The following is a 26037-nucleotide window of genomic DNA, read 5'->3' on the forward strand; positions in this document are numbered from 1 at the left end:
ATGAACACGCCACGCCCACACGACCTGCTCTGGGGCTTGCCCCTGTCTGCGCTGCCTGACGATACCCCGCAGTGGGCGCTGCAGGTGGTGGCAAGCGGCCAACCTGTGGTGGTGCGCCGTGCAGCCTGCGCTGACGGCTGGGTGGCGGTGGGCGTGCGCGGGCAAAGCCGGGATCAGCGGCTGGGCACGCAGATGCGCCTGGGCGATATCCTGCGTCTGCAAAGCCCTGAGGCATTGCGCGGGTGCGCGCCGAGCCCTTGGCCTGCGCTACAGGCCTTGGCCTCGGTGGCCCCGGTGCTCGACACCTGCGGGCTGGCCTGGGGCCCGACGGGTGGGGTGGGCTATCAGTTGGCCACGGGTATCAACGTGCTGCACCTGGCCAGCGATCTGGACCTGGTGCTGCGTGCACCGCACCCTTTGACGCGCGCAAAGGCCCTGGAACTGCTGGACATCCTCGACTGCGCACCGTGCCGCATTGATGTGCAGCTGGAAACACCGGCAGGCGCCGTCGCCCTGCGCGAGTGGGCAGCTTGTGCCCGGCGCGTATTGCTCAAATCGCCGCTCGGCGCGCGCCTGGTCAGCGACCCCTGGGCTGCCCTGGAGTGCGCGGCATGAGCAGCTTGTTCGCGTTCCCCGGCCAAGGGGCTCAGCAGGTGGGCATGTTGCATCGTCTGCCTGACGGCGCCGGTCAATTACTGGAAGAGGCCAGTGATACCTTGGGCCAGAGCGCCCTGGGCCTGGACAGCCAGGAGGCCCTGCAGGGCACCCGTGCGGTGCAGCTTTGCCTGTTGCTGAGCGGGGTTGCCTGGGCCCGTTGGCTGATGCAGCGCAGCCCTGCGCCGGACTACGTGGCCGGCCTGTCGATTGGCGCCTATCCCGCTGCGGTTGCGGCGGGTGCCCTGGGGTTCACCGATGCTGTGCGGCTGGTGGCCCTGCGTGGCGAGCTGATGCAGTGCGCCTATCCGCACGGTTACGGTATGACCGCACTCAGCGGCCTCGACCTGGCTAGCGTCGAGCGTTTGCTGAGGGCGGTGGGCGGTGAGGTCTACGTCGCCAACCTCAACAGTGAAAACCAGATCGTCATTGCCGGCAGCGAGGCGGCCATGGCCGCGGTGGCACGCCGCGCGCGCAGCCTGGGCCAAGGCGTCGCACGGCACCTGGCGGTGAGCGTGCCATCCCATTGCCCGCTGCTCGCCGGCCCGGCTGCAGAGCTTGCCAAGGCCTTTGCCACGGTCGAGCTGCGCCGGCCTGCGATCACCTACCTGAGTGGCAGCAGTGCACGGCCAATCTTCGATACACAGCGCTTGCGCGACGACCTGGCCGGCAACATGGCACAGGTGGTGGATTGGCGTGCCACGTTGCGCAACGCCTATGAACGCGGTGTACGCCTGCACCTGGAAATACCGCCGGGCAGTGTGCTTAGCGGCCTGGCCCGGCCGGTGTTTGAACAGGGCAGGGTGGTGAGCGTGGAAGGCACCCGACCGGATACCCTCGACGCGCTGCTGCGCCAGGAGGTGGCCCAGAACCGATGATGGCAGGCTGGAGCGATGCCTGTAGGAGCGGCCTTGTGTCGCGAAAGGCCGCAAAGCGGCCCCGACAATCTGGCAACTCCCACATTGACCGCGTGAGCCGCGCAAGTGTGTGTTTACGAAGAACAACAACAAGCAACTTCGACACTACCTGAGGACAACAACAATGATTATCTATGGTGTGGCTCTGCTGGCGGTATGCACGCTTGCCGGCGTCATCGTCGGCGACTTCCTGGGCGTGCTGCTGGGTGTCAAATCCAACGTGGGCGGGGTCGGCATCGCCATGATCCTGCTGATTTGTGCGCGGCTGTACAGGCAGCGCCATGGCGGCATGAGCGAGGCGTGCGAGTTCGGCGTCGGCTTCTGGGGCGCCATGTATATCCCGGTGGTGGTGGCCATGGCCGCCCAGCAGAATGTGGTCACCGCCCTGCAAGGCGGGCCGGTGGCGTTGCTGGCGGCGATCGGCGCGGTACTGGTGTGCGGTGCGACCATCGCGCTGATCAGCCGCAGCCACCGCGGCGAACCCTTGCCCGCGCTTGAGCCCGCCCCCGAAACCCCGGTGCAGGTTGCCCCTGCAGGAGGTCGTTGATCATGTGGCCGATCATGGACAATGCCCTGGAGCACAACGGCCTGATCACGGCCTTCGCGGTGGTCGGTGCGATCATGTGGTTGTCGGTACTGATGTCGAAATACCTGACCTTCGGCCGGGTGCACGGCTCGGCGATCGCCATCGTCATCGGCTTGGTGCTGGCGTGGGTGGGCGGCACTGTTACCGGCGGGCAAAAAGGCCTGGCGGACATGGCGCTGTTCTCAGGCATCGGCCTGATGGGCGGGGCGATGCTGCGAGACTTCGCCATCGTCGCCACGGCCTTCGAAGTGCAGGCCACCGAGGCCCGCAAGGCCGGGATGATTGGCGCCGTGGCGTTGCTGCTGGGCACGGTACTGCCGTTTATCGTCGGTGCGGCGGTCGCCTATGCGTTCGGTTACCGCGATGCCGTGAGCATGACCACCATCGGTGCGGGCGCCGTCACCTATATCGTCGGGCCAGTGACGGGGGCGGCCCTGGGTGCCAGCTCCGATGTGATGGCGTTGTCGATTGCCACGGGGTTGATCAAGGCGATTCTGGTCATGGTGTTCACGCCGGTATCGGCGCGCCTGCTGGCCCTGGACAACCCGCGTTCGGCCATGGTGTTCGGCGGTTTGGCCGGGACGGTGTCGGGGGTGACGGCAGGGTTGGCGGCAACGGACCGGCGGCTGGTGCCCTACGGCGCGTTGACGGCGACGTTCCATACCGGGCTGGGCTGCCTGATGGGGCCTTCGATCTTGTATTTCTGTGTGCGTGGGTTGATGGGTTAAGGCGATGGGCTGCGCAGCAGCCCCATCCCCCGAATCGGGGAAAGCCGTTGGGGAATCCTCCCCAATCTGTTTCGGTTGATCGCGTAACACACTGAAATTAATAGCAATTCACATGTGGCATATACCTTGCTGAACCTCCTCGCAGAGTTCCTGTGTTCCGGAGGTGCAGCATGTCGACCCCGCTCAAAGGCCCCGTCCTGTCATCATTCTTCCTGGCCCTGCTTGGCTGGGAAGCGACCAGCGAGGCAGCTGTGCAGTGCCAGCGCACCTTGGTTGCCAATGTGGTGGCACTGGACCAGCCGCTGATGTTCAACCGCCTCGGCGCGCAAAACGCCAATGGCATGATGTTCGCCTTGCGCGAGGATGTGGTGGACGAGCACCAGGTCCCGCTCGGCAAAGGTGGCGCCGCCGTGCCTGGCAAAGTCACTTTGCGCCCGGACAAGCGTCCACGGCCAATCGTGTTGCGCGTGGCGGCAGGCGATTGCCTCACCGTCAACCTGACCAACCTGCTGGCTTACCAGGCCAACCCCAACAAGCATGGCATCGACCACGAAGAGAACGAGGCCGAAGGTGAGGAGGAGGAAGGGCCGGAAACCGAATTCGAAAACGAAGGCGGTGAGCACTTCGTTGCCGATGAGCAGGTCAGCGACCGCCACGTAGGCTTCCAGGTCAACGGCATGCAAGCGGTCAACAGCATTGGCGATATTGCTGCCAACACCGGCCGCAACGGCAACTTCCTGGTGTCACCGGGCAATACCCGCAGCTACACCCTGTATGCCGAACGCGAAGGGGCGTTCGCCGCCACCAGCCAAGGCGCGACCTTCGGCGGCCAGGGCGGTGCCGGCAACGTTGCCAATGGCTTGTTCGGCCAGGTGGTGGTGGTGCCCAAAGGCGGGCGCACCTTCCGCAACACCCTCACAGAAGAAGAGATGCGCCTTGCCAGCACCGGCCGCACCGCCACTGGCCAACCGGTTATCGATTACCAGGCACGCTACCCCCAGGCCGAGCCTTGGATCACCGAAGGCAAGGCCGGTAAACCGATCATCGCCATGGTCGATGGCAACGAGATCCTCAACAGCGAGACCGATGCCATTGTCATGGGCCCCAACCCCGATGGCAGCTTCCCGCGTTCGACCTATCCGCTGGAAAGCGTCAACAAACGTAACCCGGCGCTGCCCAACCGGCTGGACGCGTTCCGTGATTTCGCCTCGCAGTTCGCTGACGAAGTGGCAGCAACCCAGGCCTTCCCCGGTTACTGGGCCGACCCGGTCATGGGCCATGTACTGGAGCCGACCCGTGATTCGTTCATGATCAACTACGGTTCTGGGGGCATGGGCGCCGAAGTGGTGGCCAACCGCCTGGGCGTGGGCCCGATGCACGACTGCTTGTCCTGCGCCTACGAAGAGTTCTTCCTCAGCGCCCACACCGTGGGCGATATCGGCACGCTGGTGGATGTGCCGGCCAACGTTGGCCTGGAGAACATCCGCCCAGGCGAGACGCCGCCGGCCAGCGCCATCGGCGTCAAGGCCAGCATGGCCCTGTACCCGTCAGAACCGGCCAACGTCCACCACAGCTACATGGGTGACTTCACCAAGTTCCGCAACACGCACAACGGTCACGAACAGCACATCTTCCATTTGCACGGGCACCAGTGGCTGTTCAACCCCAACGACGATAACTCCGACTACGTCGACGCCCAGGGTATCGGCCCGGGCATCGGCTACACCTACGAGATCGCCAACGGTGGCTCTGGCAACCGTAACCGGGTGGCCGGCGATGCCATCTATCACTGCCACTTCTACCCGCACTTCGCCCAGGGCATGTGGGCCATGTGGCGGGTGCACGATGTGTTCGAGGAAGGCACCCGGCTGGAGGTCAGTGGCCAGGCCGCGAACGGCTACCACAGCACCCCGTTTGCCCTGCGCAGCGGCAAACCGGCGGTTGGCGCGCGGGCCTTGCCCGACGGTGAGATCATTGCGGGCACACCCATCCCCGCCATCGTCCCACTGCCTGGCAAAGCCATGGCGCCCATGCCGGGCAAGGTGGTCGTGGTACCCAAGCTTGCCGAGCAACGGGTGGCAGCCAATGACGAGGAGGATGACCACGGCGAGGAGGGCGACGATGACCATGGCCATGGCGTAGCTGAACCCAAGGCCGTCGGCTCGCTGGCACTGGTCGACCGCAGCGAGAGCAACCGTAACGCCGACGGCACCTTGAAAAACCCCGGTTATCCGTTCTGGATCGGTGGCATGGAAAGCAGCGTCGGCCAACGGCCTCCCACCCCGCCGCTGGACATGCTCGACCCTGCACTGGCCCAGCAACTCAAGAACAGCGGCAACGCCCTGTGGGCCAACCTGGACGCCAACCAGGTCGATGGATGGGATGGTGGCCTCGGCCGGCATGCACTGGATGGTGTTTCGGCAGGGGGTGAAGCACAGACCACCACCACCAAGCTGGATTTCTCCAAGGTGGTGCACAAAGCCAAGCCGATCTACCTGCCCGAAGAGGGCACGGAAGTCGAGCAGGCAGCCATGAAATTCCACGCCAAGGCCGAGCACCCCAGCTATGCGCTGATACCCGGCAGCCAACCGGTGGCGCGTAACTTCCGCACCAACGGCGCCCTGCCGACCGCCGGTGCGCCGTTCTTCGAGCCGTGCATGGACGACCGTGGCAAGCGCCTCACCCAGTCGTCGGGGGTGGGCGAGTACGCCAGCGGCGAGAGCCTGACCGGCATGAACTTCCGCGGCGCTTCTACCTTCACCGCCGACCGCCCGCGCATCTACAAGGGCGCCAATATCCAGTTCGATGCGGTCTACAACAAGGTCGGCTACCACTTCCCGCAGGCACGCATCATCGCCCTCTGGGAAGACGCCTGGCCGGTGATCACCAAGCAGCGCCCGCCAGAGCCGTTGGTGATGCGCATGAACACTTTCGACTGCACCATGTACCAGCACACCAACCTGATCCCCTCCATTTATGAGATGGACGACTACCAGGTACGCACCCCGACCGACGTGATCGGCCAGCATATTCACCTGCCCAAGTGGGACCTCACCGCAGCCGACGGTGCGGCCAACGGCTGGAACTACGAGGACGGTATCCTCTCGCCCGGCAGCGTGGTCGAGCGCGTGCATGCCATTCGCGCCTACAACGGTTGTACCGAAGGCGACAGCCGGGACGGTACCGCCGCCTGCCCGAAAGCCAAGCAACACCCTTACTTCGGGCGTTTCGGCCGGGCCGACTGGCTGGGCGCGCGCACGGCGATGCAGCGTTGGTTCGCCGACCCGGTGGTCAACGTGCATAACGTCGACCGTGGCCTGGGCACCATCTTCACCCACGACCACCTTGGCCCATCGACCCACCAGCAGTTGGGCCTTTACGCCACGGTACTGGCCGAGCCTGCCGGCTCTACCTGGTACCACGCCGAAACCGGCGAGCAGCTGTACAACCCGTCTCGCCAGGACGGCGGGCCGACCTCGTGGCAGGCGGTGATCAAGACCGGTGACCATGACGGCGATGGCCGTAACGACAGCTACCGCGAGTTCTTCCTCGAGTACAGCGACTTCCAGCATGCCTATGAAGCGGGCGTGTACGTTGGCGCGGGGCCCGACGGTATTCCCAATGGCCAGGCGTACCCGGCCACTGCCGACAGCTTCCGCTACGCCATCAACCCACCGGTACGGCAGAAGGCCTCGTCGCTGCTCGAATCGGTGGTCGAGTCGCGTGGCGGGCTGAGCCCAGGGTGCCCGACCCGGCCGTGCCCACAGGCCATTTCGGTGGATGACCCTGGCATGTTCGTCGTCAACTACCGTAACGAGCCGTTGGCCCTGCGGGTGTTCGACCCCAACAAGGTGGCCCCGGACGGCAAGCGTGGCATGCAGGCCGACGGCTTGGGCGGCGACCTCAGCTATGCCTTGCAAAGCCGCATTGACCGCGCGATCCCGGCGATGAACATGGCGCCTTCGGCGATCACCTCGGCGGTGGGCCCCACCGGTGGCACCACGGTATTCCCGCCGCACATCAACACCGCCGGCAGCGAACCCGGCGACCCGTTCACGCCAATGTTGCGCACCTACTCGGGCGACAACGTGCGGCTGCGCATGCATGCCGGTGGCCATGAAGAGGAGCACAACGTCACCTTGCACGGGGTCAAGTGGCTGCAGAACGGCTCGGGCTTTGGCAGCAGCTCCAACTCGGGGTGGAAAGCGTCGCAGATGCTCGGCATCTCCGAGCAACTGGGCTTCATGGCGCCGGTGTCGATGATCTCCAGCTCCGCCGCCACCAACGGCGACTACTTGTACTCGCTGGACGCGGCACTGGAAGGCTACTGGAATGGCATCTGGGGCATCATGCGCAACTACACCACCTTGCGCCCGGACCTGTTCCCGCTGTCGAACAACCCGCAGCCGGTGGCCATGCGCAACACCGTGAACTTTGACGGCATCTGCCCGAAAACCACGGCCAACGTCAATGGCATCGGCACCCGGGCGACGATCAAGCGCAACTACGAGATCGTCGCCGCACTGGCCAACGACATCCTCGAGAACCGCCAGGGCGTCAGCATCGCCGACCCGGCGGGGGTTGGCCAGCATGTCGGTGGCCCGCTCAAGGCCGCCGGCGGCACCCTGGTGTTCAACAGCCGCACCACCAGCATCCCGCAGGTCACGGTGGTCGACGAGGAGGACGGCACCACCTTCACCGTCGGTGGCCACAGCGCGCCGCTGCACGACCCGACCGCTGTGCTGTATGTGCGCAAGGCAGACCTGGATGCCAGCACCGGCAAGCTCAAGCCCGGCGTGCCGGTAGAGCCGCTGGTGCTGCGCGCCAGCGCCGGTGATTGCATCAGCATCACCCTGGAAAACCGCCTGCCGCTGGTGATGCCCGACCTGCCGAGCACCGCAGTGATGCAGAACGTGGTCAAACGTGACCGCAACGGCCGCGAAGGCTCCACCGCCTTCAACAACAACCTGATGCGGCCTTCCAGCCATGTGGGCCTGCATGCCCAGTTGCTGGCCTACGACATCACCAAGTCCGACGGTGCCAACGTTGGCCTCAACCCGGTGCAGACCGTGCCGCCGCGTGCCGGCAACAGCGGCGCCTACCCGTCCAAGGTGTACCAGTACTACGCCGGCCACCTGGAGCGCGAAGGCAAACCGGTGCTGCAACTGGGCCGTACGGTAGACAACATCAACACCACGGCGATCGAGTTCGGCGGCCTCAACCTGACCCCGTCGGACTTCATCAAGCAACCGCAAAAAGGCCTGGTGGGTGCCATGAGCATCCTGCCGCAGGCTGCCACTTTCACCGAGGACACCGCCAGCCGTGCCCAGGCGACGGTGAAAGTCAGCGGCCAGCCCGACTACCGCGACTTTGTCACGGTGTGGCAGCGCTCGATGAACATGCGCTGGGCTGATGGCCGGCCTGTGGAAGGTATCGCTACTGAGGGCAATGGCGTGCCGGGCGACCCTAAAGACAACGGCAACATGGCCATGAACTACAAGACCGAACCGTTGTGGCTGCGCTTCGGCATGGCGCCGGACGCACCCTTCGGCCACGCCGACGGCAATGGCTTTGCCGATGTGCCAAATGCCCACATGGCCTACAGCAACGCCCTGGTCGGTGGCGACCCGCAAACGCCGGTGCTGTGGGCCAAGCCTGGCCAGCCGGCGCGCAGCCATGTGCTGATGCCAAGCGGTGGCAGCCGCGGCATCACCTACCAGCTGGACGGGCACCTGTGGCCGCTGCACGCCTACCAGGCCGAGAAGAATGACGTCAATGGCTACCCGATGAGCCTGCCCGGCATCGGCTCGGTGCGCTTCGGTTACAACCCGATGTCCATCTACATCGGTGCCCAGGAAAGCGTACTGCCGGCAGCGCACTTCAGCTTCATGCTGCCCAGCGCAGGCGGGGCCAACGCGGTGCCGGGGGACTACCTGTTCCGCGACTACGCCGCCTACGGCAACCTCTCGGGGTTGTGGGGGATCTTGCGGGTAACCAACGAAGCGCCGCCGGCAACGGCTGCAGCACAATAACGACATGGGAGCGCGAGCATGAACAAAAAGACTCGCCCTGCTTACTTGGGGGTACTGTTGGGGGTAGCGCTGATCGGCCTGGGCGTTGCCTATGAAAAACTCTGGTGCGACCCGCGCGAGCTGTTGCAGGAGCCTGCCGACCCGCAGGCCCTGCATCGGCTCAGCCGGGACGGCGTGACCGTGGAGTTCGAGGCCCGCCCGCTGGCCGGGGGCGAGCTGCGCGAAGGCGCCTTTGCCAGCATCCGCTTCAAGGTCAGCGACCAGACCAGTGGCCAGCCGCTGTCGGGCATGGCGCCGGGGGCCTGGATCGACCCAGCCCAGTCGGCACCGGTCGGCGATCGTGACCAAAGCTGCAAGGCCCGTGTCGCACTGTTCTTGAAAAGCAGCATTGGCGCCCGGCCGTTGCTCGACCTCAACGGCTACTTCCTGTTGATGCTGAACAAGGACGCCAGCCTGACGGTGATCGACCCGACGGTGTCGGTGGGCGGTGTCACCAGCACCATGGCCCGCATCGAATTGCCAGGCAGCCCCATGGACTGGACGGCCACCGGCGACGACAAACAGGTGTTCGTGTCGATCCCCGAGCGCGGCAAGGTGTCGGTGATCGACACCGAAACCTTCACCCGCGTGGCGGACCTGGACGCCGGCGAGCAACCGACGCGGGTGGTGCTGCAACCTGACCAGCACCGTCTTTGGGTGGGCAATAACAGCAGTGACCCGGCCAAGGGTGGGGTAACGGTGATCGATGTGCCCGGGCGCAGTACGCTCAAGTCCTTCGCCACCGGCTCCGGGCACCACGAGATCGCCTTCAGCAGCGACTCGCGCTACGCCTACGTCAGCAACCGCGACAGCGGCACCCTGAGCATCATCGATATCCCCGAAATGCGCCTGACCAAGACCCTGGAGGTGGGCCCGCACCCGCTGTCGGTGAGCTACTCGGCGTTGTCCCAGGCGGTCTACGTGGTCGACGGCAGAGAAGGCACGGTGCGGGTATTCGATGGCCGTAGCCATCAATTGCGCCACACCCTCACGGCCGAACAGGGCCTGGGCCCGATGCGCTTCAGCAGTGACGGGCGCTACGGCATCGTGCTCAACACCCTGGAAAACCAGGCCCTGGTGATCGACGCCAGTACCGACACGCTGATCCACCGCATCCCGGTGGCGGCCGAACCGTATCAGCTGACCTTCACCAAGGGCTATGCCTACGTGCGTGGCCTGGCCTCGCCCAGGGTCAGCATGATCAACCTGGGCAGCCTTGGGCAGGGGCGTTCGCCGATCGTCCAAGGCTTCGACGCAGGCCCCGCCGCGCCGCGCCAGGCCGGCGACCTGCCGCTGGCCCAGGGGCTGTCGGTATCGCGTGACGACAACTCGGTGTTCGTGGTCAACCCGGTGGACAACACCACCTACTTCTACGCCGAGGGCATGAACGCGCCGATGTCCGGCTACAACAACCGCGGCCATCAGGCCCGCGCCGCCATCGTCGTCGACCGCAGCCTGCGCGAGGTGGCCCCGGGGGTGTACGGCTCGACGGTGAAAATGCCGGCAGCCGGCAAGTTCGATGTGGCCTTCCTGCTCAACCAGCCGCAGATCATTCATTGCTTCAGCACCGATGTCGCCGCAGCGCCGAATGCCCGCAAGCACAAGGGCGCGCATGCCGAGTTTCTCGGCCTTGAACAGCCGCTGCCGCAGCACAGCGCCTTCACCGCGCGGGTGCGCATCGTAGGCGATGACGGCGAGCCGCGGCTGGGCCTGAGCGACCTGAGCCTGCGCTATTTCCTGGCGCCGTCGTCGATGCCGCGCAACCTGCGCCTCGAAGAAGTGGGCGAGGGCATCTACCAGGCTGCATTGACCCTGCCTGAAGCCGGCGCCTGGTACCTGCATGTGCAGTCGCCGTCGCTTGGCCGCAAGTTTGCCGAAGAAAACTACACCAGCCTGCGCGTCCTGCCGGTTTCGGTCTCCACGGCTGCCCAAGGGGACGCTACCCAGATGCAAATAAGGAGTGTGCGATGAACGCCAAGCATGCTTTTACACGGCTGGGCCTGAGCCTGGCGCTGCCACTGATGTTGTCCAGCAACCTGGCCCTGGCCCACGCCGGGCATGACCATGGCGGCCCTGCCGAGCAACCGCCCGCCGCGCGGCAGGAGAAGGCCAGCTTGCGCTTCGCCGATGTCTCGCTGCTCGACCAGGACGGCATGCCGGTGCGCCTGGAGAAGGACCTGGTCGGGGATCACCTGGTGGTGATGGGGTTCATCTACACCAGCTGCACCACGGTGTGCCCGGTGGTGTCGTCGATCATGGGCAAGGTCCAGCAGCAGTTGGGCGGCCGTGTCGGCGATGAGATCCACCTGGTGTCGATCAGCGTCGACCCGCAGCGCGATGACGCCAAGCGCCTGCAGCACTACGCCAAGGCCTTTCAGAAAGGGCCAGGCTGGAGCTGGCTGACCGGTACGCCGTACGCCATCACCGAAACCCTCAAAGGCCTGGGCAGCTTCAGTGCCGACCTGAGCCAGCACCCGCCGCTGATCCTGGTGGGTGATGGCCGCAGCGGGCACTGGACCCGCTACTACGGCTTCACCGACCCAACGGTATTGGTCGCGGAGATCAACCGCCTGAGCGCCCGCCGGGTGCATGCCAAAAGCACGGCCATTGCCGAGCACAGCGCCGAACCCATCGCCGACCATAACGAGGTGCAACCATGAGCCATTCGACCTCTCGCCGCGTCGGTATGCGCAGTTTCGACTGGCTGGTATTGGGCGGCTGCCTGTGGATTCTCGCCTCGATGGCCTTCGCCCATGACGGCCATGCGCCCCAGGCCCCCGAACCACAGCCCGCGCCCCAGGCGATGAGCAGTGGCGGTGGTACCCGCGATGCGCAGACCTGGTTCACCGATACCGTGCTCAAGGACCAGAACGGCCGCGAGCTGCGCTTTTACAGTGATGTGCTGAAGGACAAGGTGGTGATGCTCAACGTGATCTTCACCCACTGCACCGACGCCTGCCCGCTGATCACCCGCAAACTGCGGGAGGTGCGTGAGGCCATGGGGCCGGTGTTGGCAGGGCAGGTGACGTTCGTCTCGATCAGCAGCGACCCGCTCAACGACACCCCGGCGGCGCTCAAGGCCTTTGCCCAGAAGCAGGGTGTGGATGGCCCCAACTGGTTGTTCCTGACGGGCGACAAGGCCAGTGTCGACCTGGTACTGGGCCGTATCGGCCAGTTCCTGCCCAGCCCCGAGCAGCATTCCACGCAACTGATTGCCGGTGACGTGGCAGGCAAGCGCTGGAGCAAGATCCGCCCGGATGCACCACCTGTGGCGATCGCCCAGCGCATGCAGCTGCTGACCCAACCGCTGGCGGGTCGGTGAACATCATGAGTGCAGGCGGGTTTGGCCGCGCATACAACGCCCTGCTGTTGACGCTAGGTTTAAGCGTTGCCAGCTCAGCCTTCGCCCTTGACCTCAGCGAGCACGAACAGGCTGGCAAACGCCTGTACCGCGAAGGCCTGTCAAGCAGTGACGCGCAATTGCTGGCGCGGGTGGGCGCCAGCGACATGAGCGTGCCGGCCAGCGTGCTGCCCTGCGCCAGCTGCCACGGCAGCGACGGGCGCGGCCGCGCCGAGGGCGGTGTTCGCCCACCTAGCCTCGACTGGCAGCGCCTGGCACTGGGGCAGGGCGAGCGCCAGGCCAACGGGCGCAGTTACCCGGGTTACACTGACGCCAGCCTTGCCAGGGCGATCCAGCGGGGTGTGGACCCTGCCGGCAACCACCTCGACACCGCCATGCCGCGTTTCGAGCTGACCCTGGCCGACCAGCGCAACCTCACGGCCTACCTCAAACGCCTGGCCGAGGACCGCGACCCGGGCGTGGAGGAGGGCGTACTGCGGCTGGGGACGTTGCTCCCCGCTTCTGGGCCGCTGGCCGAAGCGGGGCATGTGGTGCGCGCGGTGCTTGAAGACGGCTTGGCGCAACTCAATCAGCAAGGCGGTGTGCATGGGCGGCGCCTGGAGCTGGTGGTGCTCGACCCCGGCAGCGACCCAAACAGCGCCGAACAGGCCCTGCGCCAGCTGTTGGAACACGAGCAGGTGTTCAGCCTGATCACCCCCCTGGCACCGATGCTTGACCAGCGTCTGGCGCCCGTGCTGGCGCAACAGAATGTGCCGCTGATCGGCAGCACCCCGCGCAGTGGCGGCAGTGCGCAGATCTTCGACCCTCTGCCGGGCTTGCCCGTGCAACTGCTGAGCCTGGCCGGCCATGCTCGCGAAGCCTTGGGCCTCGGCCCGGATGGCCTGCGCGTGGTCTACGCCGGTAACGAGCAAGCGCCGCTGGCCGAGCAGGTGCGCGAGCAGCTTGTGCAGCAAGGCTGGGCACCTGGCGCCATCCAGGCCTTCGATGGCCAGGCCGTGGACGGCCAGGGCATCGTCTTTCTCGGCCGCGCCCAGGCCTTTGCCGACCTGGCCACAGCGCTGCAGGCGGCAGGTCGCAAACCGTACTTGTTCGCGGCCTCCAGCCAGGTGGTCGGGGGGCTGGCAAGCCTGTCTGAGCAGTGGTCGCAACGGGTCTTCCTGGCTTATCCGTTCGTACCCGAAGACTGGACCGAACAGGGCCTGGCAAGCCTGGCCGGCCTGCAGCAACGCCAGGGCCTTGACCCACGCCAGGCGTCCTTGCAGGTCAATACCCTGTGCGCCCTGCGCCTGCTCACCGAAGCCCTCAAGCAGATTGGCCGGGATGCCAGCCGCGAGCAGTTGATCACGGCCCTGGAAGGCCTGCACGATGTCACGACCGGCCTGACCCCGGCCCTGGGCTTTGGCCCCGGCCGCCGGCAGGGCATGGCCGGTGCCCATGTGGTGGCAGTGGCCTTGCCGGGGCCGCGATTCACCTCGGTTACCCCGTACCGGCCTGTGCCGGACGCCCTTTGAGCGGAGGTTGCCATGCGTACCCTGTTGTTGTGCCTGTTGTTGCTGACCACCACGGCGAGCTGGGCCGATGTGCCGGCAGCGCGGGTGAACGGTGTGCAGATTGATACCCTGCGCCTGGAGCGTTACTTCACGGAATACCTCGAAGCCCAGGGGCGGGCGGTAGCCAGCATCCGCAACCCGACGCTGTACAAACGCCTGCGTGACCAGGCCCTGGATGAGCTGATCGACAAGGAGCTGTTGTGGCAGGAAGCCCAGCGCCAGGGCATCGCCATCAGTGACGCACAGGTAGCTGCCCATGTCGGCGAAGTGGAGGCTGCATTCGGCAGCCCGACCGTGTTCGAGCGGCGGCTGGCGGAGGCGGGTTTCAATAGGGCAGAGTACGCTCAGTACACCCGTCACGAGATGGCAGCCCAGCAGCTGTATGCCCAACTGAGTGCGGTCGACGCGCCCAGCCAGGCACAAGTAGAGGCCTTCTACGAGGCCAATCGGCAAACCCTGCAAGGAGCGCAGAACCAAAGTGATAATCCTTCTGTCATACGAGAACAGGGCCTGCGCTTGGCCAGGTCCACGCTCATCGGGCAATTGCAGGCGCAGGCTCGGCAAACCGTGCGCCAACGTTTGCGCGAATCCGCTAAAGTGGAAATCGCCGACTGAGGCCCGCAATGGTGTTCCCCCAAAGCTGGGGGATAACGACTTGGCAAAGTGCCATCAGGTCCCCCGGATGTGGGGAACTGGGCGAGCCTGGCTGCGCGCAGCAGGCTGGGCGCCTTCGGGCAGCCTTGCCAGATCAACGACTTACAGTGGTGCAGCATGATTATTCACGCCTGGCACGAAGCCTGCTCAAGCCTTATCGAGGCCGCACTTCGCAGACCGGGTAACCGGGCAGTATTGGGGAGTCGACCTTGGTGAACAGAGTATTGGTAGTCGATGACGAACAGACCCTCGCGCAGAACCTGCAAGCGTATTTGCAGGCGCAAGGCCTGGATGTTCATGTTGCCCACGACGGTGCCAGTGGTATCGAGCAGGCTGAAAGCCTGGCACCGCAAGTGATCGTGCTGGATTACCGCTTGCCCGACATGGAGGGGTTTCAGGTTCTGGAGACCGTGCGCAAGAACAGGCAGTGCCATTTCGTGCTGATCACCGCCCACCCGACTGCCGAGGTCCGTGAGCGCGCCGCCGAACTGGGTGTGACCCATGTCCTGTTCAAGCCGTTCCCGTTGGCGGAACTGGCCCGCGCGATCTTCGACCTGATGGGCATCGAGCGCCGGCGCAGGGCCACGGACAACCCGGCAGAAGGGTTCGTCGAACGACGCCAGACCAGGAACGAATCGTTCCCCCTGCAGTTGTACGATGGTAGCTGGGTACTGGCCGAACGCCGCCGCAATGGCGCAAAGCCCCCAGGTGCTGACGACGAACAACTGCTCACAGGGGAATAGCGGCGCCCGCTACCCTGGCTGAGCCAGCCTGCGACGCGCCCCCTGAGTGGAGTCGCAGGCCATGTCCGAAGCAGTCGATACAGCCGCCACACCCCTGCAGCCAGCACAGCCACTGTGTGCCTACCCGCGTGACCTGCTGGCCCAGGCCCGTCTGCAAGCCGGTGAAGAACGCCTGCTCAACTGTCTGGAACGCCTGGCCAACGACACCCCAGGCACCTTCACCCACCGCCTGGGCATCACCCTGCATTACCCGGTGCTGCACAGCCAAGCCCTGCTGGCCAGCAGCCCACGCTTCGACAAGGTCAGCCTGGCCCAGTGCCTGAAACGCGAATTCGTGCTGATCGAGCGCGAAGGCGAACTGCTGGGCGTGTTCGCCGACCCCTTCGACTCTTCGCGCCTGGCCTGGATCGACGATGTGCTGCAAGGCGCGCCACTGTACCTGGCTCACGCCGCCGAGCTGGCGACGTTTCTGGCCCGCCACGAAGAAAGCTTCCATGCCGTCGATGCCCTTGACCACGACAGCGAAGCCAGCAGCGAAAGCGACCCGCTGCAACGCCTGTCGCTGACCAGCATTAGCGAAGACCAGAGCCGGGTGGTGAAACTGGTCAACTCGACCCTCTACGACGCCCTCAAGCTGCACGCCAGCGACATCCACTTGGGCATGACCGGCCAGGGCCTGACCATCAAGTACCGTATCGACGGCGTGCTCAACGGTGCCGGCAAGGCCAGCGGCAGCGCTTTCGCCGACCAGGTGATCTCGCGCATCAAGGTCATGGCCGAGCTCGACATCGGTGAGAAGCGCGTGCCCCAGGACGGCCGGTTCAAGGTGGCCGTGGGCGAACGGCAGATCGACTTCCGCGTCTCGATCATGCCCAGCATTTTTGGTGAAGACGCCGTGCTGCGGGTGCTCGACAAACAGGACCTGTCCGACAAGGTCAGCGGTGTGCAGCTGCAGGCCCTGGGGTTTGCCGACGACACCCTGCGCGCCCTGCGCCGGCTGGCCGCCGAGCCCTACGGCATGATCCTGGTCACCGGCCCCACCGGCAGCGGCAAGACCACCACCCTGTACGCCATGATCAGTGAGATCAACCATGGCGTGGACAAGATCATCACCATCGAAGACCCGGTCGAATATCAACTGCCCGGTGTGTTGCAGATACCGGTCAACGAAAAGAAGGGCCTGACCTTTGCCCGCGGCCTGCGTTCGATCCTGCGCCACGACCCGGACAAGATCCTGGTTGGCGAGATCCGCGACCCCGACACCGCACAGATCGCCGTGCAGTCGGCCCTGACCGGGCACCTGGTATTCACCACCATTCACGCCAACAACGTCTTCGATGTGATCGGCCGCTTCAGCCAGATGCAGGTCGACCCCTACAGCTTCGTCTCGGCGCTCAACGCCATCCTGGCCCAGCGCCTGATTCGCCTGGCCTGCCCGCACTGCGCCACAGCCTGCGAGGCGGACGATGAAACCCTGCTGGCCTCAGGCCTGACCCGTGACGCCGTGGCCGGCTGGACGTTTGTCCGCGTCCAGGGTTGCGGGCAGTGCCGCGGCAGTGGCTTTCGCGGCCGCAGTGCCATCGCCGAGCTGCTGCATCTGGACGACGACCTGCGGCAGATGATCGTCGAACGCCGCCCCCTCTCGCAGATCAAGACACTCGCCTGCCAGCGCGGCCTGCGCTTGCTGCGCGCCTCGGCCCTGGACCTGGTCCGTGAAGGCCGCACCACCCTTGAGGAGATCAACCGTGTCACATTTATCGCGTGATCGTGGTGCTCATAGATACTGTGCCGTGCTCGGCGCCGAGGGTGTAGGCCTGGGCCGCTGGCACGCCAACCAACAGCAGTGGCTAGGCAGCCGCGAATTCAGCTGCGAGGCCGCCCAACCGGCCTGGGACGCCGCCCTCGAGGCGCTGGCCGCGCTGCTTGCCGAGCACGCCGTACGCGGTGCCCAGTTGCGGGTATTGCTGTCGGCCCGCTACAGCCGCTTCTGCCTGGTGCCCTGGAGCGATGCCATCGGCCACCCGCGCGAACTCGATGCCTATGCGCGGGCATGCTTTGAAAACCTCTACGGGCAGTCGCTGGGCGACTGGCGCATCGTCCTCTCGCCGGAGCCGGCAGGCGCCGCGCGCATTGCCACCGCGCTGCCAGAGGCCTTGCTGCAACGGCTGCAGGCACTGGGGCGGGAAAGCCGGTTGCAGCTGCGTTCGGTGCAGCCATACCTGATGGCCGCCTACAACCGTTGCTCGGCGCAGCTGGGGCAGGGCGACTTCCTGTTTGTCCTCGCCGAGCCACGCCGCAGCGTGCTGCTGCTGGCCGCCGGGGGTGCCTGGCAGCAGGTGTTGTCGCAAGGCTGTGCCGACAACGACCAGGCCCTGCAGGCGCTGATCGAACGCACCTGCGAGTTGTATGGGGAGCATCTGCCACGGGTGTACTTGCATGCACCCGGCCGCGGCGACGTGCCGCAATTGGCGGCGGTGCAGCTGTGCCAACCGGCCAGCGAAGCCGACCCGTTGTGCGCCATGTGGCGGGCGGTGGCCTGACATGCGCCGCCTCGACCTGGAATTCCAGCCCCGGCGCAGCGGCGCCTTGGCCTGGTCGCTACTGGCCCTGGGTTGCGCCGTGGTGGCCGCCCTGGTGGTGCTGCAACAACGCCTGCAGGTCGAGCAGGTCGACCTGGAAGGCCGCCTGCACAGCCTGGAACTGCAACTGGGCCGGCGCCCGGCCACTGCGGCCCCGCAAAGCAGTGCTGCCAGCCGCGAACAGGCCGAGCGCCTGGCGCAGATGCGCAGTGTCTCGCAGCAGCTGCAACGGCCTTGGCAGCAGCTGTTCGCCATGCTCGAAGCGCAGCCGCAGGACGATGTCGCGCTGCTTGGCCTGACCCCGGATGCACGCAAGGGCCAGGTACGCATCGCCGCCGAGGCGCGCAACCTGGAGGCGATGCTGCAGTACCACCAGCGCCTGGAGGCCAGCGCCGAGCTCAGCGATGTTTCCTTGCTCAACCACGAGGTGATGGTGGGCCAGCCGGAGCACCCGGTGCGTTTCACCCTTACCGCTACCTGGGAGACCGGCCATGCGCGTCCCTGACCCGCTGAGCAGCCTGATCATGCAGGAGCGTCTGCGCCGCATCGGCCCGGTGGGCCTAGCCGCTGTCGCCGTTGGCCTGCTGGCCGTCGGCGTGGCATTGGCCGCTGTGTTGCCGCACTGGCAAACCGTGCGCGAACTGCGCGCCAGCGAGGCGGATGCCAGCGTGCAAGTGGGGCGGGTGCAGCGGGGCGAGCTGAAGATCGCGGTCAAACCCGAGCAGCAGGCCCTCGACACGCTGCGCCAGCAACTGCCTGGGCAGCCGCAGGCCAGCGAGCTGATCGAGCGCCTGTATCACCTGGCCAGTGCCGAGCACATCAGCCTGGCACGCGGCGAATATGCCTTGGGCATCGACCCGAAAACCCAGTTGGCGCGCTACCAGATCGTGCTGCCGGTGCGCGGCAGCTATCCGCAGATCCGCGGCTTCCTCAAGGGCCTGCTGGGCCAGCTGCCAACCTTGGTGCTGGAAGACCTCGAGCTGCAACGCAAACGCATCGGCGACAGCGAGCTCAACGCCCGCCTGCGCATGACCCTCTACTTGTCGAGGTCGTGATGAAGACTCAACGTGCGGTGATCTGGGCCGGGTTTCTAGGGCTTTCTGCCGCGTTGGCGTGGGCGCCGGAGCATTGGTTCGGCCAAGAGGACAGTGTGGGGCTGTTCGCGGGCAAGCCTGCTGCTACAGGTTCTGTGAGTACCCCTGACCGTGTGGAAGCGGACACATCGGGGCGCGGAGCTGACGCGAAGGGGTCGCAACGGGTCTCTACCGATCTGTTCCCGAGCCAGCGCTGGAGCAAACCGCAAACCCTGGCCACCGTCACCGAACAACCGGTCATCGCCGCGCCTGTGGTGGTTGCCGCGCCCACCGCCCCGGCGCTGCCCTTCCAGTTCGTTGGCCGCCTGGGCGATCGCGACGACCTGCAGGTGTTTCTGCAGAGCGGCGAAAAACTGTACGTCGTGCGCCAGGGCGACGTCATCGAAGACACCTACCGCCTCGATCGGGTCTCGGCCAATGAGCTGGACCTGGTCTACCTGCCTTTGCACCAGTCGCAGACCTTGTCTGTCGGGAGCGCACCATGAAGTCGTCAAAGCTGTGCAAGCCTGCTCCGTTCCTGCTTCTGGCGCTGTGCGTGGCCATCGCAGGCTGCGGCTCCAGTGCGGTACGTGAAGACAGCGCAGAACTGATGAAGGAGGGACAGTACGAAGCCGGGATCGCGCGTCTGGAAGAGGCCCTGCGTGAAGACCCGCGCGACACCGAGCTGAACATCGCCCTGGCCCATGGCCGCCAGGCGGCGGTCGAGGCGCTGCTGAGCCAGGCCGACAGCGACCGCATCCGCCACGATTTCGCCGGTGCGCGCATGGGCTATGGCCGGGTGCTGAGCATCGAACCGAACAACCGCCGCGCCCAGGAAGGCATCCGCCAGCTGGAGCTGATCCGCACCCTCGACGAACGTGTCGCCCTTGGCCAGGCGGCCCTGCGCCAGGGCGACCTGTTCGGCGCCGAGCGCTACATGCGCGAAGTGCTGCGCCTGGACCCGCAGAACCAGAAGGGCATGACCCTGCGCAGTGACATCGAGAACGTCCAGGCGCGCACCGCGCAGCCGTTCCCGCAGCTGCGCAGCAAGCTGGAACGCCCGGTGACCCTGGAGTTTCGCGACGCCAACCTGAAGACCATCTTCGAAGTGCTGTCCCAGGTCGCCGGCATCAACTTCATCTTCGACAAGGACCTGCGCCCGGACATGAAGGCCACCATCTTCGTTCGCGACGTGCGCATCGAGGACGCCGTGGCTCTGCTGCTGGAGCAGAACCAGCTACGCCAGAAGATCGTCAACGACAACACCCTGATGATCTACCCCGACTCGCCGCAAAAGACCAAGGACTATCAGGAACTGGTCATGCGCACGTTCTACCTGACCAGCATCGACGCCAATACGGCGCTGAACATGGTCAAGACCATGCTCAAGACCCGTGATGTGTTCGTCGACGAGCGCCTCAACACCCTGACCATGCGCGACAGCCCCGATGCCGTGCGCATGGCCGAGAAGCTGCTGCAGTCCCAGGACCAGTCCAACCCCGAGGTGGTGCTGGAAGTGGAGGTGATGGAGGTGGCCACTTCGCGCATCCTCGACCTCGGCCTGCAATGGCCCAACACCTTCGGCGTGCTGACCTCCGACGGCAAGTCGGTCAGCGTGCTCGACCAACTGCGCGGCATCGACTCCAGCCGCATCAGCATCTCGCCGGCGCCGCAGGCCAAGATCAATGCCCAGGACAAAGACATCAACACCCTGGCAAGCCCGGTGATTCGCGTCAGCAACCGCGAGCAGGCGCGTATCCACATTGGCCAGCGGGTGCCGATCATCAGCGCCACCTCCGTGCCTTCGACCCAGGGCCCGGTGATTACCGAGAGTGTCACCTACCTGGATGTGGGCTTGAAGCTCGAAGTGCAGCCGACCGTGCACCTGAACAACGAAGTGGCGATCAAGATCGCACTCGAAGTGAGCAACGCCACCCCGCTGGAAGCCACGCGCCAGGGCACCATCCCGGTCCAGGTCGATACCCGCAACGCCCAGACCAGCCTGCGCCTGCACGACGGCGAAACCCAGGTGCTGGCTGGGCTGGTGCGCAACGACCACAACGCCAGCGGCAACAAGATCCCGGGCCTTGGCGACATTCCCGGCCTGGGCCGTTTGTTCGGCAGCAACAAGGACGACATGAGCAAGTCTGAACTGGTGCTGGCGATCACCCCGCGCATCGTGCGCAACCTGCCGTACCAGAGCCCGTCTGACATGGAGTTCGCCACCGGCACCGAGTCGAGCCTGCAGGTGCGGCAAATGGCGCCACTGCCACCGATGGAGGTGCCGGGCACTGCGCCGTCCAGTGACAAGCCGGTGGTCGAAAGCCAGATGGCCGTAGTGCCCGCCAACGGGAGCCCACGGCCATGAAACGCCGCGTGCAAGGCTTCAGCCTGATCGAGGTGGTGCTGACCCTGGCACTGCTTGGGCTGCTCGCCAGCATGGCCGCGCCGCTGACCGAAACCGTGGTGCGCCGCGGCAAGGAGCAACAGCTGCGCGAGGCGCTGTACCAGATCCGCGATGCCATCGACGCCTACAAGCGTGCCTTCGACGCCGGTTACATCGAAAAGCGCCTGGATGCCAGCGGTTACCCGCCAAACCTGCAGGTGCTGGTCGAAGGCGTGCGCGATGTGCGCAGTGCCAAAGGGGCCAAGTTCTACTTCCTGCGGCGCATCCCCCACGACCCGCTGCTGGCGGCCAAGGATAACGACGAGGGGGCCTGGGGCCTGCGTGCCTACGACAGCAGCCCCGACAGCCCGCGTGAAGGCGAAGACGTCTTCGACGTGTACTCCAAGGCCCGTGGCAAAGGCCTCAACAACATCCCCTACGGGCAATGGTGACGGCCATGAAACGCAGCCAAGGCTTCACCCTGATCGAACTGCTGGTGGTGATGGCGATCATCGCCACGCTGATGACCATCGCCATGCCGCGTTACTTCAACAGCCTGGAGAGCTCCCGCGAGGCCACGCTGCGCCAGAGCCTGGCGGTGCTGCGCGAGTCGCTGGACCACTTCTACGGCGACACCGGGCACTACCCCGATTCGCTGGAGCAACTGGTGGAGCTGCGCTACCTGCGCAGCACCCCGGTCGACCCGATCACCGAACGCAGCGATGCCTGGCAACTGCTGCCGCCGCCAGAGGGCGTGGCCGGCGGCGTGGCCGATATCAAAAGCGGTGCTACAGGGAGGGCGCGTGATGGCAGCCTCTATGCCGAATGGTAAGGCCTGTGCCGGCTTCACCTACCTGGGTGTGCTGCTGTTGATTGCGGTCAGCAGCGTGGCCTTGGCCGCCACCGGGACAGTCTGGTCGAGCGTTGCCCGGCGCGATCACGAGCGCCAGTTGCTGTGGGTGGGCAGCCAGTATGCCCAGGCCCTGCGCAGCTACTACCGCGCCTCGCCGGGTTTGGCCCAGTACCCGCAGGAGCTGGCCGACCTGCTGCAGGACAACCGTTTTCCCGAGGCCAAGCGGCACATCCGCAGGCTCTACCCGGACCCGATCACCAACAGCGATGACTGGGGCCTGCTGCGCTCGATCGATGGCCGCATCACCGGCGTACACAGCCGCTCGGATGCCACGCCGTTCAAGCACAGTGGTTTTACCGCCGAGTGGTCGGGCTTCGAAGGGCTGGAACACTACAGCGACTGGCAGTTCGTCGCCGAGCAGGCGTTCGCCGACAGCCCCACCGGTGCCCAGCCCCAGGCCGGCGCGGGAGACTCGCCATGAAACGCCTGGCTGCGCTGTGCCTGAGCCTGCTGCTGGCGGCATCGCCCTGCAGCCTGCTGAAGGCGGCTGAGGAGGACGAGATGATGGGCTTCATCGTCGACAACACCATCTCGCACATCGGCCACGACTTTTACTACTACTTCGCCGACCGCCTGCGTGCCACCAGCCGCCTGGATTTCAACCTGGTGGTGCGCGAACGCCCGGATGCCCGCTGGGGCAGCCTGGTTACCGTGGAGTTCGAGCGCGAAGTGCTGTACCGGCGCTTCCTGCCACCCAACACCACGGAACTCAAAGACGAGGCTGTCGCGGCCGCCGACCTGGTCAAGCAGCAGATCATTCAACGCAAGCTGCAACGCTTGCTGCAGGACACCACCGATCTGGAGAGGGACGAGCTATGAAAACCCGCATTCCCCATTGCATCGCCGCCTGCCTGTTGGCCAGCGCCTGTGCCGCCCAGGCCACGGAGCTGGTGTACACCCCGGTCAACCCGGCCTTCGGTGGCAACCCGCTCAACGGCACCTGGCTGCTGAACAACGCCCAGGCACAGAACGACTACGACGACCCCGACCTCAAGGACCGTGCTTCCGCCTTTTCGGGCACCACGGCCCTGGAGCGCTTCAGCAACCAGTTGGAGTCGCGAATGCTCTCGCAGTTGCTGGACAACATCAGTAATGGCAGCACGGGCAGCATGGCAACCGATGCCTTCCTGATCGATGTGATCGACGACTCGGGTGCCTTGAGCATCAAAGTCACCGACCGCGTCACCGGAGAAATCTCGATCATTGAGGTCAGCGGCCTGAACCCCTGAGAGGGAAGGGCTTTGAGTTGGGGAGAGAACACCATGAAACGTCTGTTGAGCACATTGCTGATCCTCGCCGCCCTGCACGGCCTGCAAGGCTGCAGCCTGCGCGACCCTATGTCGGCCGAACAGGACTCGGAAACCCCGACCCTGACCCCTCGGGCCTCGACCTACTACGACCTGATCAACATGCCACGCCCCAAAGGCCGGCTGATGGCGGTGGTGTATGGCTTCCGTGACCAGACTGGGCAGTACAAGCCGACCCCGGCCAGTTCGTTCTCGACCAGCGTCACCCAGGGCGCGGCCAGCATGTTGATGGATGCCCTGAGTGCCAGTGGCTGGTTCGTGGTGCTGGAGCGTGAAGGCCTGCAGAACCTGCTGACCGAGCGCAAGATCATCCGCGCCTCGCAGAAGAAGCCGGATGTGGCGGAGAACATCATGGGCGAGCTGCCACCGCTGCAGGCGGCCAACCTGATGCTTGAAGGCGGCATCATCGCCTACGACACCAACGTGCGCAGTGGCGGGGAAGGGGCGCGTTACCTGGGCATCGACATCTCCCGCGAATACCGGGTCGACCAGGTGACCGTGAACCTGCGCGCGGTGGACGTACGCACCGGGCAGGTGCTGGCCAACGTGATGACCAGCAAGACCATCTATTCGGTGGGGCGCAGTGCGGGGGTGTTCAAGTTCATCGAGTTCAAGAAGTTGTTGGAGGCCGAGGTGGGCTACACCACCAACGAACCGGCGCAGCTGTGCGTGCTGTCGGCGATCGAGTCAGCGGTAGGGCACTTGCTGGCGCAAGGGATTGAACGGCGGCTGTGGCAGGTGGCGGGAGATGCGGGGGAGGGCAAGGCTACGGTGGACAAGTACCTGAGCCAGAATCAGCAGCCGTGATCCACCTTGAGGGCCCCTTCGTGGGTAAACCCGCTCCCAGATGTGGTTTTACCCGCAAAGGCTGGTCCAGTTTGAAGCACGCCCTGTCATTTCTGCCAGTAGCGGCAAACTGTTACAAGTGAATTAATCGGCGAACATTCCACGGATGACAGAGGAAGTCCGTAATGAGGAACTTGTCTCGCCCGATCGCTGCCCTCCTGCTTGGCATTTCGACGCCACCGCTACTGGCCGCTGATGCGACGCGTGTGCTCAACGCACGCGGCGAGACGGCGCTGCATCAACTGAACACGTGGTACAACAGCACCACCGACGACTGCGGTGGGCCGGACAAGCCCGGCTATTTGTGTAGCGGCATCGCGCTGCGTACAACCAGCAGCAGTATCGGATTTTTGCCCTGGGAACCTAGCGACAGCCAGCTGGAAAAGGGAAGCGTGGCGTTTTCCTGGGTGCGCCGCGACAGCAACTTCGGCAAGCCCTTCGGTAACCAGAATGGCTTGATCCTTTACCCTCCGCAATACGCCCCGCCGGGTAGCCTTGCCCATCTGAATGTACTCTGCACGTTTCCCATCAATGCCAACACCAACCAGAGGTCGACCCTGCAGGGCTGTGGCCCGATCAGAGGGTTTGAAGAAACCACCGACACCTGCCAGGCCCTGGCGGTTAATACCGCGCAGCAATGGCTGGCCAGGTATCCGCAGGCTGAAAACTACCGGGTGTGCGGCTGGAATTTGCGCCAAACAGAGGCGGCGTCGGCCGGTGCGTTCAATACTGCTCTACAGGCCCGTCAGGGCCTGAATGATGCGCAATGGGCTGTGAACAATGAAGTGTTGCTGCCGGTGTGGAAGCAAGGCGAAGGGGGCGCGTTGCCGGTGCATTCCTTCTTCTATGTGGAAGGGGAGCGCGAAGCGCTTGCCAAGGCGCAGTATGACCAGCTTCGCTATCAGCAGCTCTACGAGCAACTGGTCCCGGTGATCAATGTGCGATTCCCGACAGACCGGTCTGGAATCATGAGCTTCGGCTATGCCGAAGGGGATCAGGCAGTAGGTCGACCAACGCCCACACCACACATAGATTTCGAAGACGTACAGCCCGGGTCCTGCGCGCGGCTGGTTACCCACGGCGTCGAGTTCCAGCTCGACCGACGAACGAGGGGCGTGAGTGACGGGCCGCATGAGGGCAGCAAAGGCCTGATCAAGGGCCATCACCTGGAAGCAGACTCTACGATCAAGCTGGTACTCGAAGGCGCAGGGCGTCGGCTGGTCACCTTCGCCTGGGGGTGCAACAGCTACTGTGGGGTTCAAACCGCGATAGGCGGTGATTATGAGGATCTGTCGGATGAGGGGCCAGGCGCCATGCGGTACGGCACCAAGGAGATGATCATCGACGGGCCGGAGGTGCTGACCGTGGTGGTCGATACCGAAGAAGATGGTGCGATGCTGGTGTTCGACCAACTGACCGTGCGACAGCTCCCTCACAAATAAGGCAGTCGGCCTTCCATAGGGTCAGGTTGATGCCCGTCGCTTGAAACACTCCGCCGACGCAGGCCTCTGTAGGAGCGGCCTTGCGTCGCGAACGGGCCGCGAAGCGGCCCCGGGATATCAGCGATGATGCACAAGTCGCAGGGGCCGCTTTGCAGCCCTTCACGACCGGTCTGGCCCCGCCAAGGCCGCTCGAAGGCTGCATCCGGCCATCGTCCCAAAGGCCTCAA

The 26037-nt window shown here is 65.2% G+C and carries 24 protein-coding genes; all 24 read left to right on the plus strand.

Features of this window, described 5'->3' with window-relative positions; all coding sequences use genetic code 11:
- The 24 genes from LOY26_RS11805 (at nucleotide 1) to LOY26_RS11920 (ending at nucleotide 25810) form a co-directional block, all read left to right on the plus strand.
- Nucleotides 1-615, plus strand: coding sequence for a malonate decarboxylase holo-ACP synthase (locus LOY26_RS11805; protein ID WP_258714787.1), 615 nt, complete (start codon nucleotides 1-3; stop codon nucleotides 613-615).
- Nucleotides 612-1532, plus strand: coding sequence for a malonate decarboxylase subunit epsilon (mdcH, locus tag LOY26_RS11810; RefSeq protein WP_258714788.1), 921 nt, complete (start codon nucleotides 612-614; stop codon nucleotides 1530-1532). The genes LOY26_RS11805 and mdcH overlap by 4 nt, the downstream gene beginning before the upstream one ends.
- A gap of 163 nt (nucleotides 1533-1695) precedes the next feature.
- Nucleotides 1696-2118, plus strand: a complete 423-nt coding sequence (gene madL, locus LOY26_RS11815; RefSeq protein WP_186659192.1) for a malonate transporter subunit MadL — start codon at nucleotides 1696-1698, stop codon at nucleotides 2116-2118.
- Nucleotides 2119-2120: 2 nt separating this feature from the next.
- The gene (gene madM, locus LOY26_RS11820) at nucleotides 2121-2885 is read left to right on the plus strand and encodes a malonate transporter subunit MadM (RefSeq protein WP_033697574.1); all 765 of its coding nucleotides are present in this window, start codon (nucleotides 2121-2123) and stop codon (nucleotides 2883-2885) included.
- Nucleotides 2886-3055: 170 nt separating this feature from the next.
- Nucleotides 3056-8917 carry a manganese-oxidizing multicopper oxidase MnxG gene (gene mnxG, locus LOY26_RS11825; RefSeq protein WP_258714789.1) on the plus strand — a complete coding sequence of 1954 codons (5862 nt, stop codon included), beginning with the start codon at nucleotides 3056-3058 and terminating at the stop codon, nucleotides 8915-8917.
- 18 nt (nucleotides 8918-8935) lie between these two features.
- Complete coding sequence (locus LOY26_RS11830; RefSeq protein ID WP_258714790.1) at nucleotides 8936-10927, plus strand: cytochrome D1 domain-containing protein; 1992 nt, start codon at nucleotides 8936-8938, stop codon at nucleotides 10925-10927.
- Nucleotides 10924-11616: an SCO family protein gene (locus LOY26_RS11835; RefSeq protein WP_033697582.1), complete on the plus strand. Its 693-nt coding sequence runs from the start codon at nucleotides 10924-10926 to the stop codon at nucleotides 11614-11616. Before LOY26_RS11830 ends, LOY26_RS11835 begins: the two co-directional genes overlap by 4 nt.
- Nucleotides 11613-12278, plus strand: a complete 666-nt coding sequence (locus LOY26_RS11840) for an SCO family protein (protein ID WP_258714791.1) — start codon at nucleotides 11613-11615, stop codon at nucleotides 12276-12278. Before LOY26_RS11835 ends, LOY26_RS11840 begins: the two co-directional genes overlap by 4 nt.
- Nucleotides 12279-12283: 5 nt before the next feature.
- On the plus strand, nucleotides 12284-13828 hold the full coding sequence (locus LOY26_RS11845; RefSeq protein ID WP_258714900.1) for an ABC transporter substrate-binding protein: 1545 nt from the start codon (nucleotides 12284-12286) through the stop codon (nucleotides 13826-13828).
- A 12-nt stretch (nucleotides 13829-13840) separates the two neighbouring features.
- Nucleotides 13841-14482 (plus strand): SurA N-terminal domain-containing protein, encoded by a 642-nt coding sequence (locus tag LOY26_RS11850; RefSeq protein WP_258714792.1) that lies wholly within the window; start codon nucleotides 13841-13843, stop codon nucleotides 14480-14482.
- A gap of 248 nt (nucleotides 14483-14730) precedes the next feature.
- A complete protein-coding gene (locus LOY26_RS11855; RefSeq protein WP_186659177.1) occupies nucleotides 14731-15264 on the plus strand; it encodes a response regulator in 534 nt (177 codons plus the stop codon).
- A gap of 61 nt (nucleotides 15265-15325) precedes the next feature.
- Complete coding sequence (locus LOY26_RS11860; protein WP_258714793.1) at nucleotides 15326-17029, plus strand: GspE/PulE family protein; 1704 nt, start codon at nucleotides 15326-15328, stop codon at nucleotides 17027-17029.
- Entirely contained in the window at nucleotides 17010-17804 is a 795-nt protein-coding gene (locus tag LOY26_RS11865; RefSeq protein WP_258714794.1) for a hypothetical protein, read from the plus strand. Before LOY26_RS11860 ends, LOY26_RS11865 begins: the two co-directional genes overlap by 20 nt.
- Nucleotide 17805: 1 nt before the next feature.
- On the plus strand, nucleotides 17806-18348 hold the full coding sequence (locus LOY26_RS11870; protein WP_156310325.1) for a pilus assembly protein: 543 nt from the start codon (nucleotides 17806-17808) through the stop codon (nucleotides 18346-18348).
- Nucleotides 18335-18898, plus strand: coding sequence for a type 4a pilus biogenesis protein PilO (gene pilO, locus LOY26_RS11875; protein WP_033697594.1), 564 nt, complete (start codon nucleotides 18335-18337; stop codon nucleotides 18896-18898). Before LOY26_RS11870 ends, pilO begins: the two co-directional genes overlap by 14 nt.
- A complete protein-coding gene (locus tag LOY26_RS11880; protein ID WP_186659168.1) occupies nucleotides 18898-19422 on the plus strand; it encodes a hypothetical protein in 525 nt (174 codons plus the stop codon). The genes pilO and LOY26_RS11880 overlap by 1 nt, the downstream gene beginning before the upstream one ends.
- Nucleotides 19419-21284 (plus strand): secretin N-terminal domain-containing protein, encoded by a 1866-nt coding sequence (locus LOY26_RS11885; RefSeq protein WP_033697598.1) that lies wholly within the window; start codon nucleotides 19419-19421, stop codon nucleotides 21282-21284. The genes LOY26_RS11880 and LOY26_RS11885 overlap by 4 nt, the downstream gene beginning before the upstream one ends.
- Nucleotides 21281-21754, plus strand: coding sequence for a type II secretion system protein (locus LOY26_RS11890; protein WP_258714795.1), 474 nt, complete (start codon nucleotides 21281-21283; stop codon nucleotides 21752-21754). The genes LOY26_RS11885 and LOY26_RS11890 overlap by 4 nt, the downstream gene beginning before the upstream one ends.
- A 5-nt stretch (nucleotides 21755-21759) precedes the next feature.
- Nucleotides 21760-22134, plus strand: coding sequence for a type II secretion system protein (locus LOY26_RS11895; RefSeq protein ID WP_186659163.1), 375 nt, complete (start codon nucleotides 21760-21762; stop codon nucleotides 22132-22134).
- Nucleotides 22109-22636, plus strand: coding sequence for a type II secretion system protein (locus LOY26_RS11900; RefSeq protein WP_186663627.1), 528 nt, complete (start codon nucleotides 22109-22111; stop codon nucleotides 22634-22636). Before LOY26_RS11895 ends, LOY26_RS11900 begins: the two co-directional genes overlap by 26 nt.
- On the plus strand, nucleotides 22633-23034 hold the full coding sequence (gene csgE, locus LOY26_RS11905) for a curli production assembly/transport protein CsgE (protein ID WP_033697604.1): 402 nt from the start codon (nucleotides 22633-22635) through the stop codon (nucleotides 23032-23034). Before LOY26_RS11900 ends, csgE begins: the two co-directional genes overlap by 4 nt.
- The gene (locus LOY26_RS11910) at nucleotides 23031-23444 is read left to right on the plus strand and encodes a curli assembly protein CsgF (RefSeq protein WP_033697605.1); all 414 of its coding nucleotides are present in this window, start codon (nucleotides 23031-23033) and stop codon (nucleotides 23442-23444) included. The genes csgE and LOY26_RS11910 overlap by 4 nt, the downstream gene beginning before the upstream one ends.
- Nucleotides 23445-23477: 33 nt before the next feature.
- Nucleotides 23478-24329, plus strand: a complete 852-nt coding sequence (locus LOY26_RS11915) for a CsgG/HfaB family protein (protein ID WP_186659155.1) — start codon at nucleotides 23478-23480, stop codon at nucleotides 24327-24329.
- A gap of 164 nt (nucleotides 24330-24493) precedes the next feature.
- Nucleotides 24494-25810: a hypothetical protein gene (locus LOY26_RS11920; RefSeq protein WP_258714796.1), complete on the plus strand. Its 1317-nt coding sequence runs from the start codon at nucleotides 24494-24496 to the stop codon at nucleotides 25808-25810.
- Nucleotides 25811-26037: the final 227 nt, after the last annotated feature.

This window comes from Pseudomonas sp. B21-047 (assembly GCF_024748775.1).
In the GTDB taxonomy this organism is placed as follows: domain Bacteria; phylum Pseudomonadota; class Gammaproteobacteria; order Pseudomonadales; family Pseudomonadaceae; genus Aquipseudomonas; species Aquipseudomonas capeferrum.

Bases quoted from the DNA above. Each gene is read 5' to 3' on its own strand.
- LOY26_RS11805 (WP_258714787.1), top strand. From the start codon at position 1: ATGAACACGCCACGCCCACACGACCTGCTCTGGGGCTTGCCCCTGTCT.
- mdcH (WP_258714788.1), top strand. From the start codon at position 612: ATGAGCAGCTTGTTCGCGTTCCCCGGCCAAGGGGCTCAGCAGGTGGGC.
- madL (WP_186659192.1), top strand. From the start codon at position 1,696: ATGATTATCTATGGTGTGGCTCTGCTGGCGGTATGCACGCTTGCCGGC.
- madM (WP_033697574.1), top strand. From the start codon at position 2,121: ATGTGGCCGATCATGGACAATGCCCTGGAGCACAACGGCCTGATCACG.
- mnxG (WP_258714789.1), top strand. From the start codon at position 3,056: ATGTCGACCCCGCTCAAAGGCCCCGTCCTGTCATCATTCTTCCTGGCC.
- LOY26_RS11830 (WP_258714790.1), top strand. From the start codon at position 8,936: ATGAACAAAAAGACTCGCCCTGCTTACTTGGGGGTACTGTTGGGGGTA.
- LOY26_RS11835 (WP_033697582.1), top strand. From the start codon at position 10,924: ATGAACGCCAAGCATGCTTTTACACGGCTGGGCCTGAGCCTGGCGCTG.
- LOY26_RS11840 (WP_258714791.1), top strand. From the start codon at position 11,613: ATGAGCCATTCGACCTCTCGCCGCGTCGGTATGCGCAGTTTCGACTGG.
- LOY26_RS11845 (WP_258714900.1), top strand. From the start codon at position 12,284: ATGAGTGCAGGCGGGTTTGGCCGCGCATACAACGCCCTGCTGTTGACG.
- LOY26_RS11850 (WP_258714792.1), top strand. From the start codon at position 13,841: ATGCGTACCCTGTTGTTGTGCCTGTTGTTGCTGACCACCACGGCGAGC.
- LOY26_RS11860 (WP_258714793.1), top strand. From the start codon at position 15,326: ATGTCCGAAGCAGTCGATACAGCCGCCACACCCCTGCAGCCAGCACAG.
- LOY26_RS11870 (WP_156310325.1), top strand. From the start codon at position 17,806: ATGCGCCGCCTCGACCTGGAATTCCAGCCCCGGCGCAGCGGCGCCTTG.
- pilO (WP_033697594.1), top strand. From the start codon at position 18,335: ATGCGCGTCCCTGACCCGCTGAGCAGCCTGATCATGCAGGAGCGTCTG.
- LOY26_RS11880 (WP_186659168.1), top strand. From the start codon at position 18,898: ATGAAGACTCAACGTGCGGTGATCTGGGCCGGGTTTCTAGGGCTTTCT.
- LOY26_RS11885 (WP_033697598.1), top strand. From the start codon at position 19,419: ATGAAGTCGTCAAAGCTGTGCAAGCCTGCTCCGTTCCTGCTTCTGGCG.
- LOY26_RS11890 (WP_258714795.1), top strand. From the start codon at position 21,281: ATGAAACGCCGCGTGCAAGGCTTCAGCCTGATCGAGGTGGTGCTGACC.
- LOY26_RS11895 (WP_186659163.1), top strand. From the start codon at position 21,760: ATGAAACGCAGCCAAGGCTTCACCCTGATCGAACTGCTGGTGGTGATG.
- LOY26_RS11900 (WP_186663627.1), top strand. From the start codon at position 22,109: ATGGCAGCCTCTATGCCGAATGGTAAGGCCTGTGCCGGCTTCACCTAC.
- csgE (WP_033697604.1), top strand. From the start codon at position 22,633: ATGAAACGCCTGGCTGCGCTGTGCCTGAGCCTGCTGCTGGCGGCATCG.
- LOY26_RS11910 (WP_033697605.1), top strand. From the start codon at position 23,031: ATGAAAACCCGCATTCCCCATTGCATCGCCGCCTGCCTGTTGGCCAGC.
- LOY26_RS11915 (WP_186659155.1), top strand. From the start codon at position 23,478: ATGAAACGTCTGTTGAGCACATTGCTGATCCTCGCCGCCCTGCACGGC.
- LOY26_RS11920 (WP_258714796.1), top strand. From the start codon at position 24,494: ATGAGGAACTTGTCTCGCCCGATCGCTGCCCTCCTGCTTGGCATTTCG.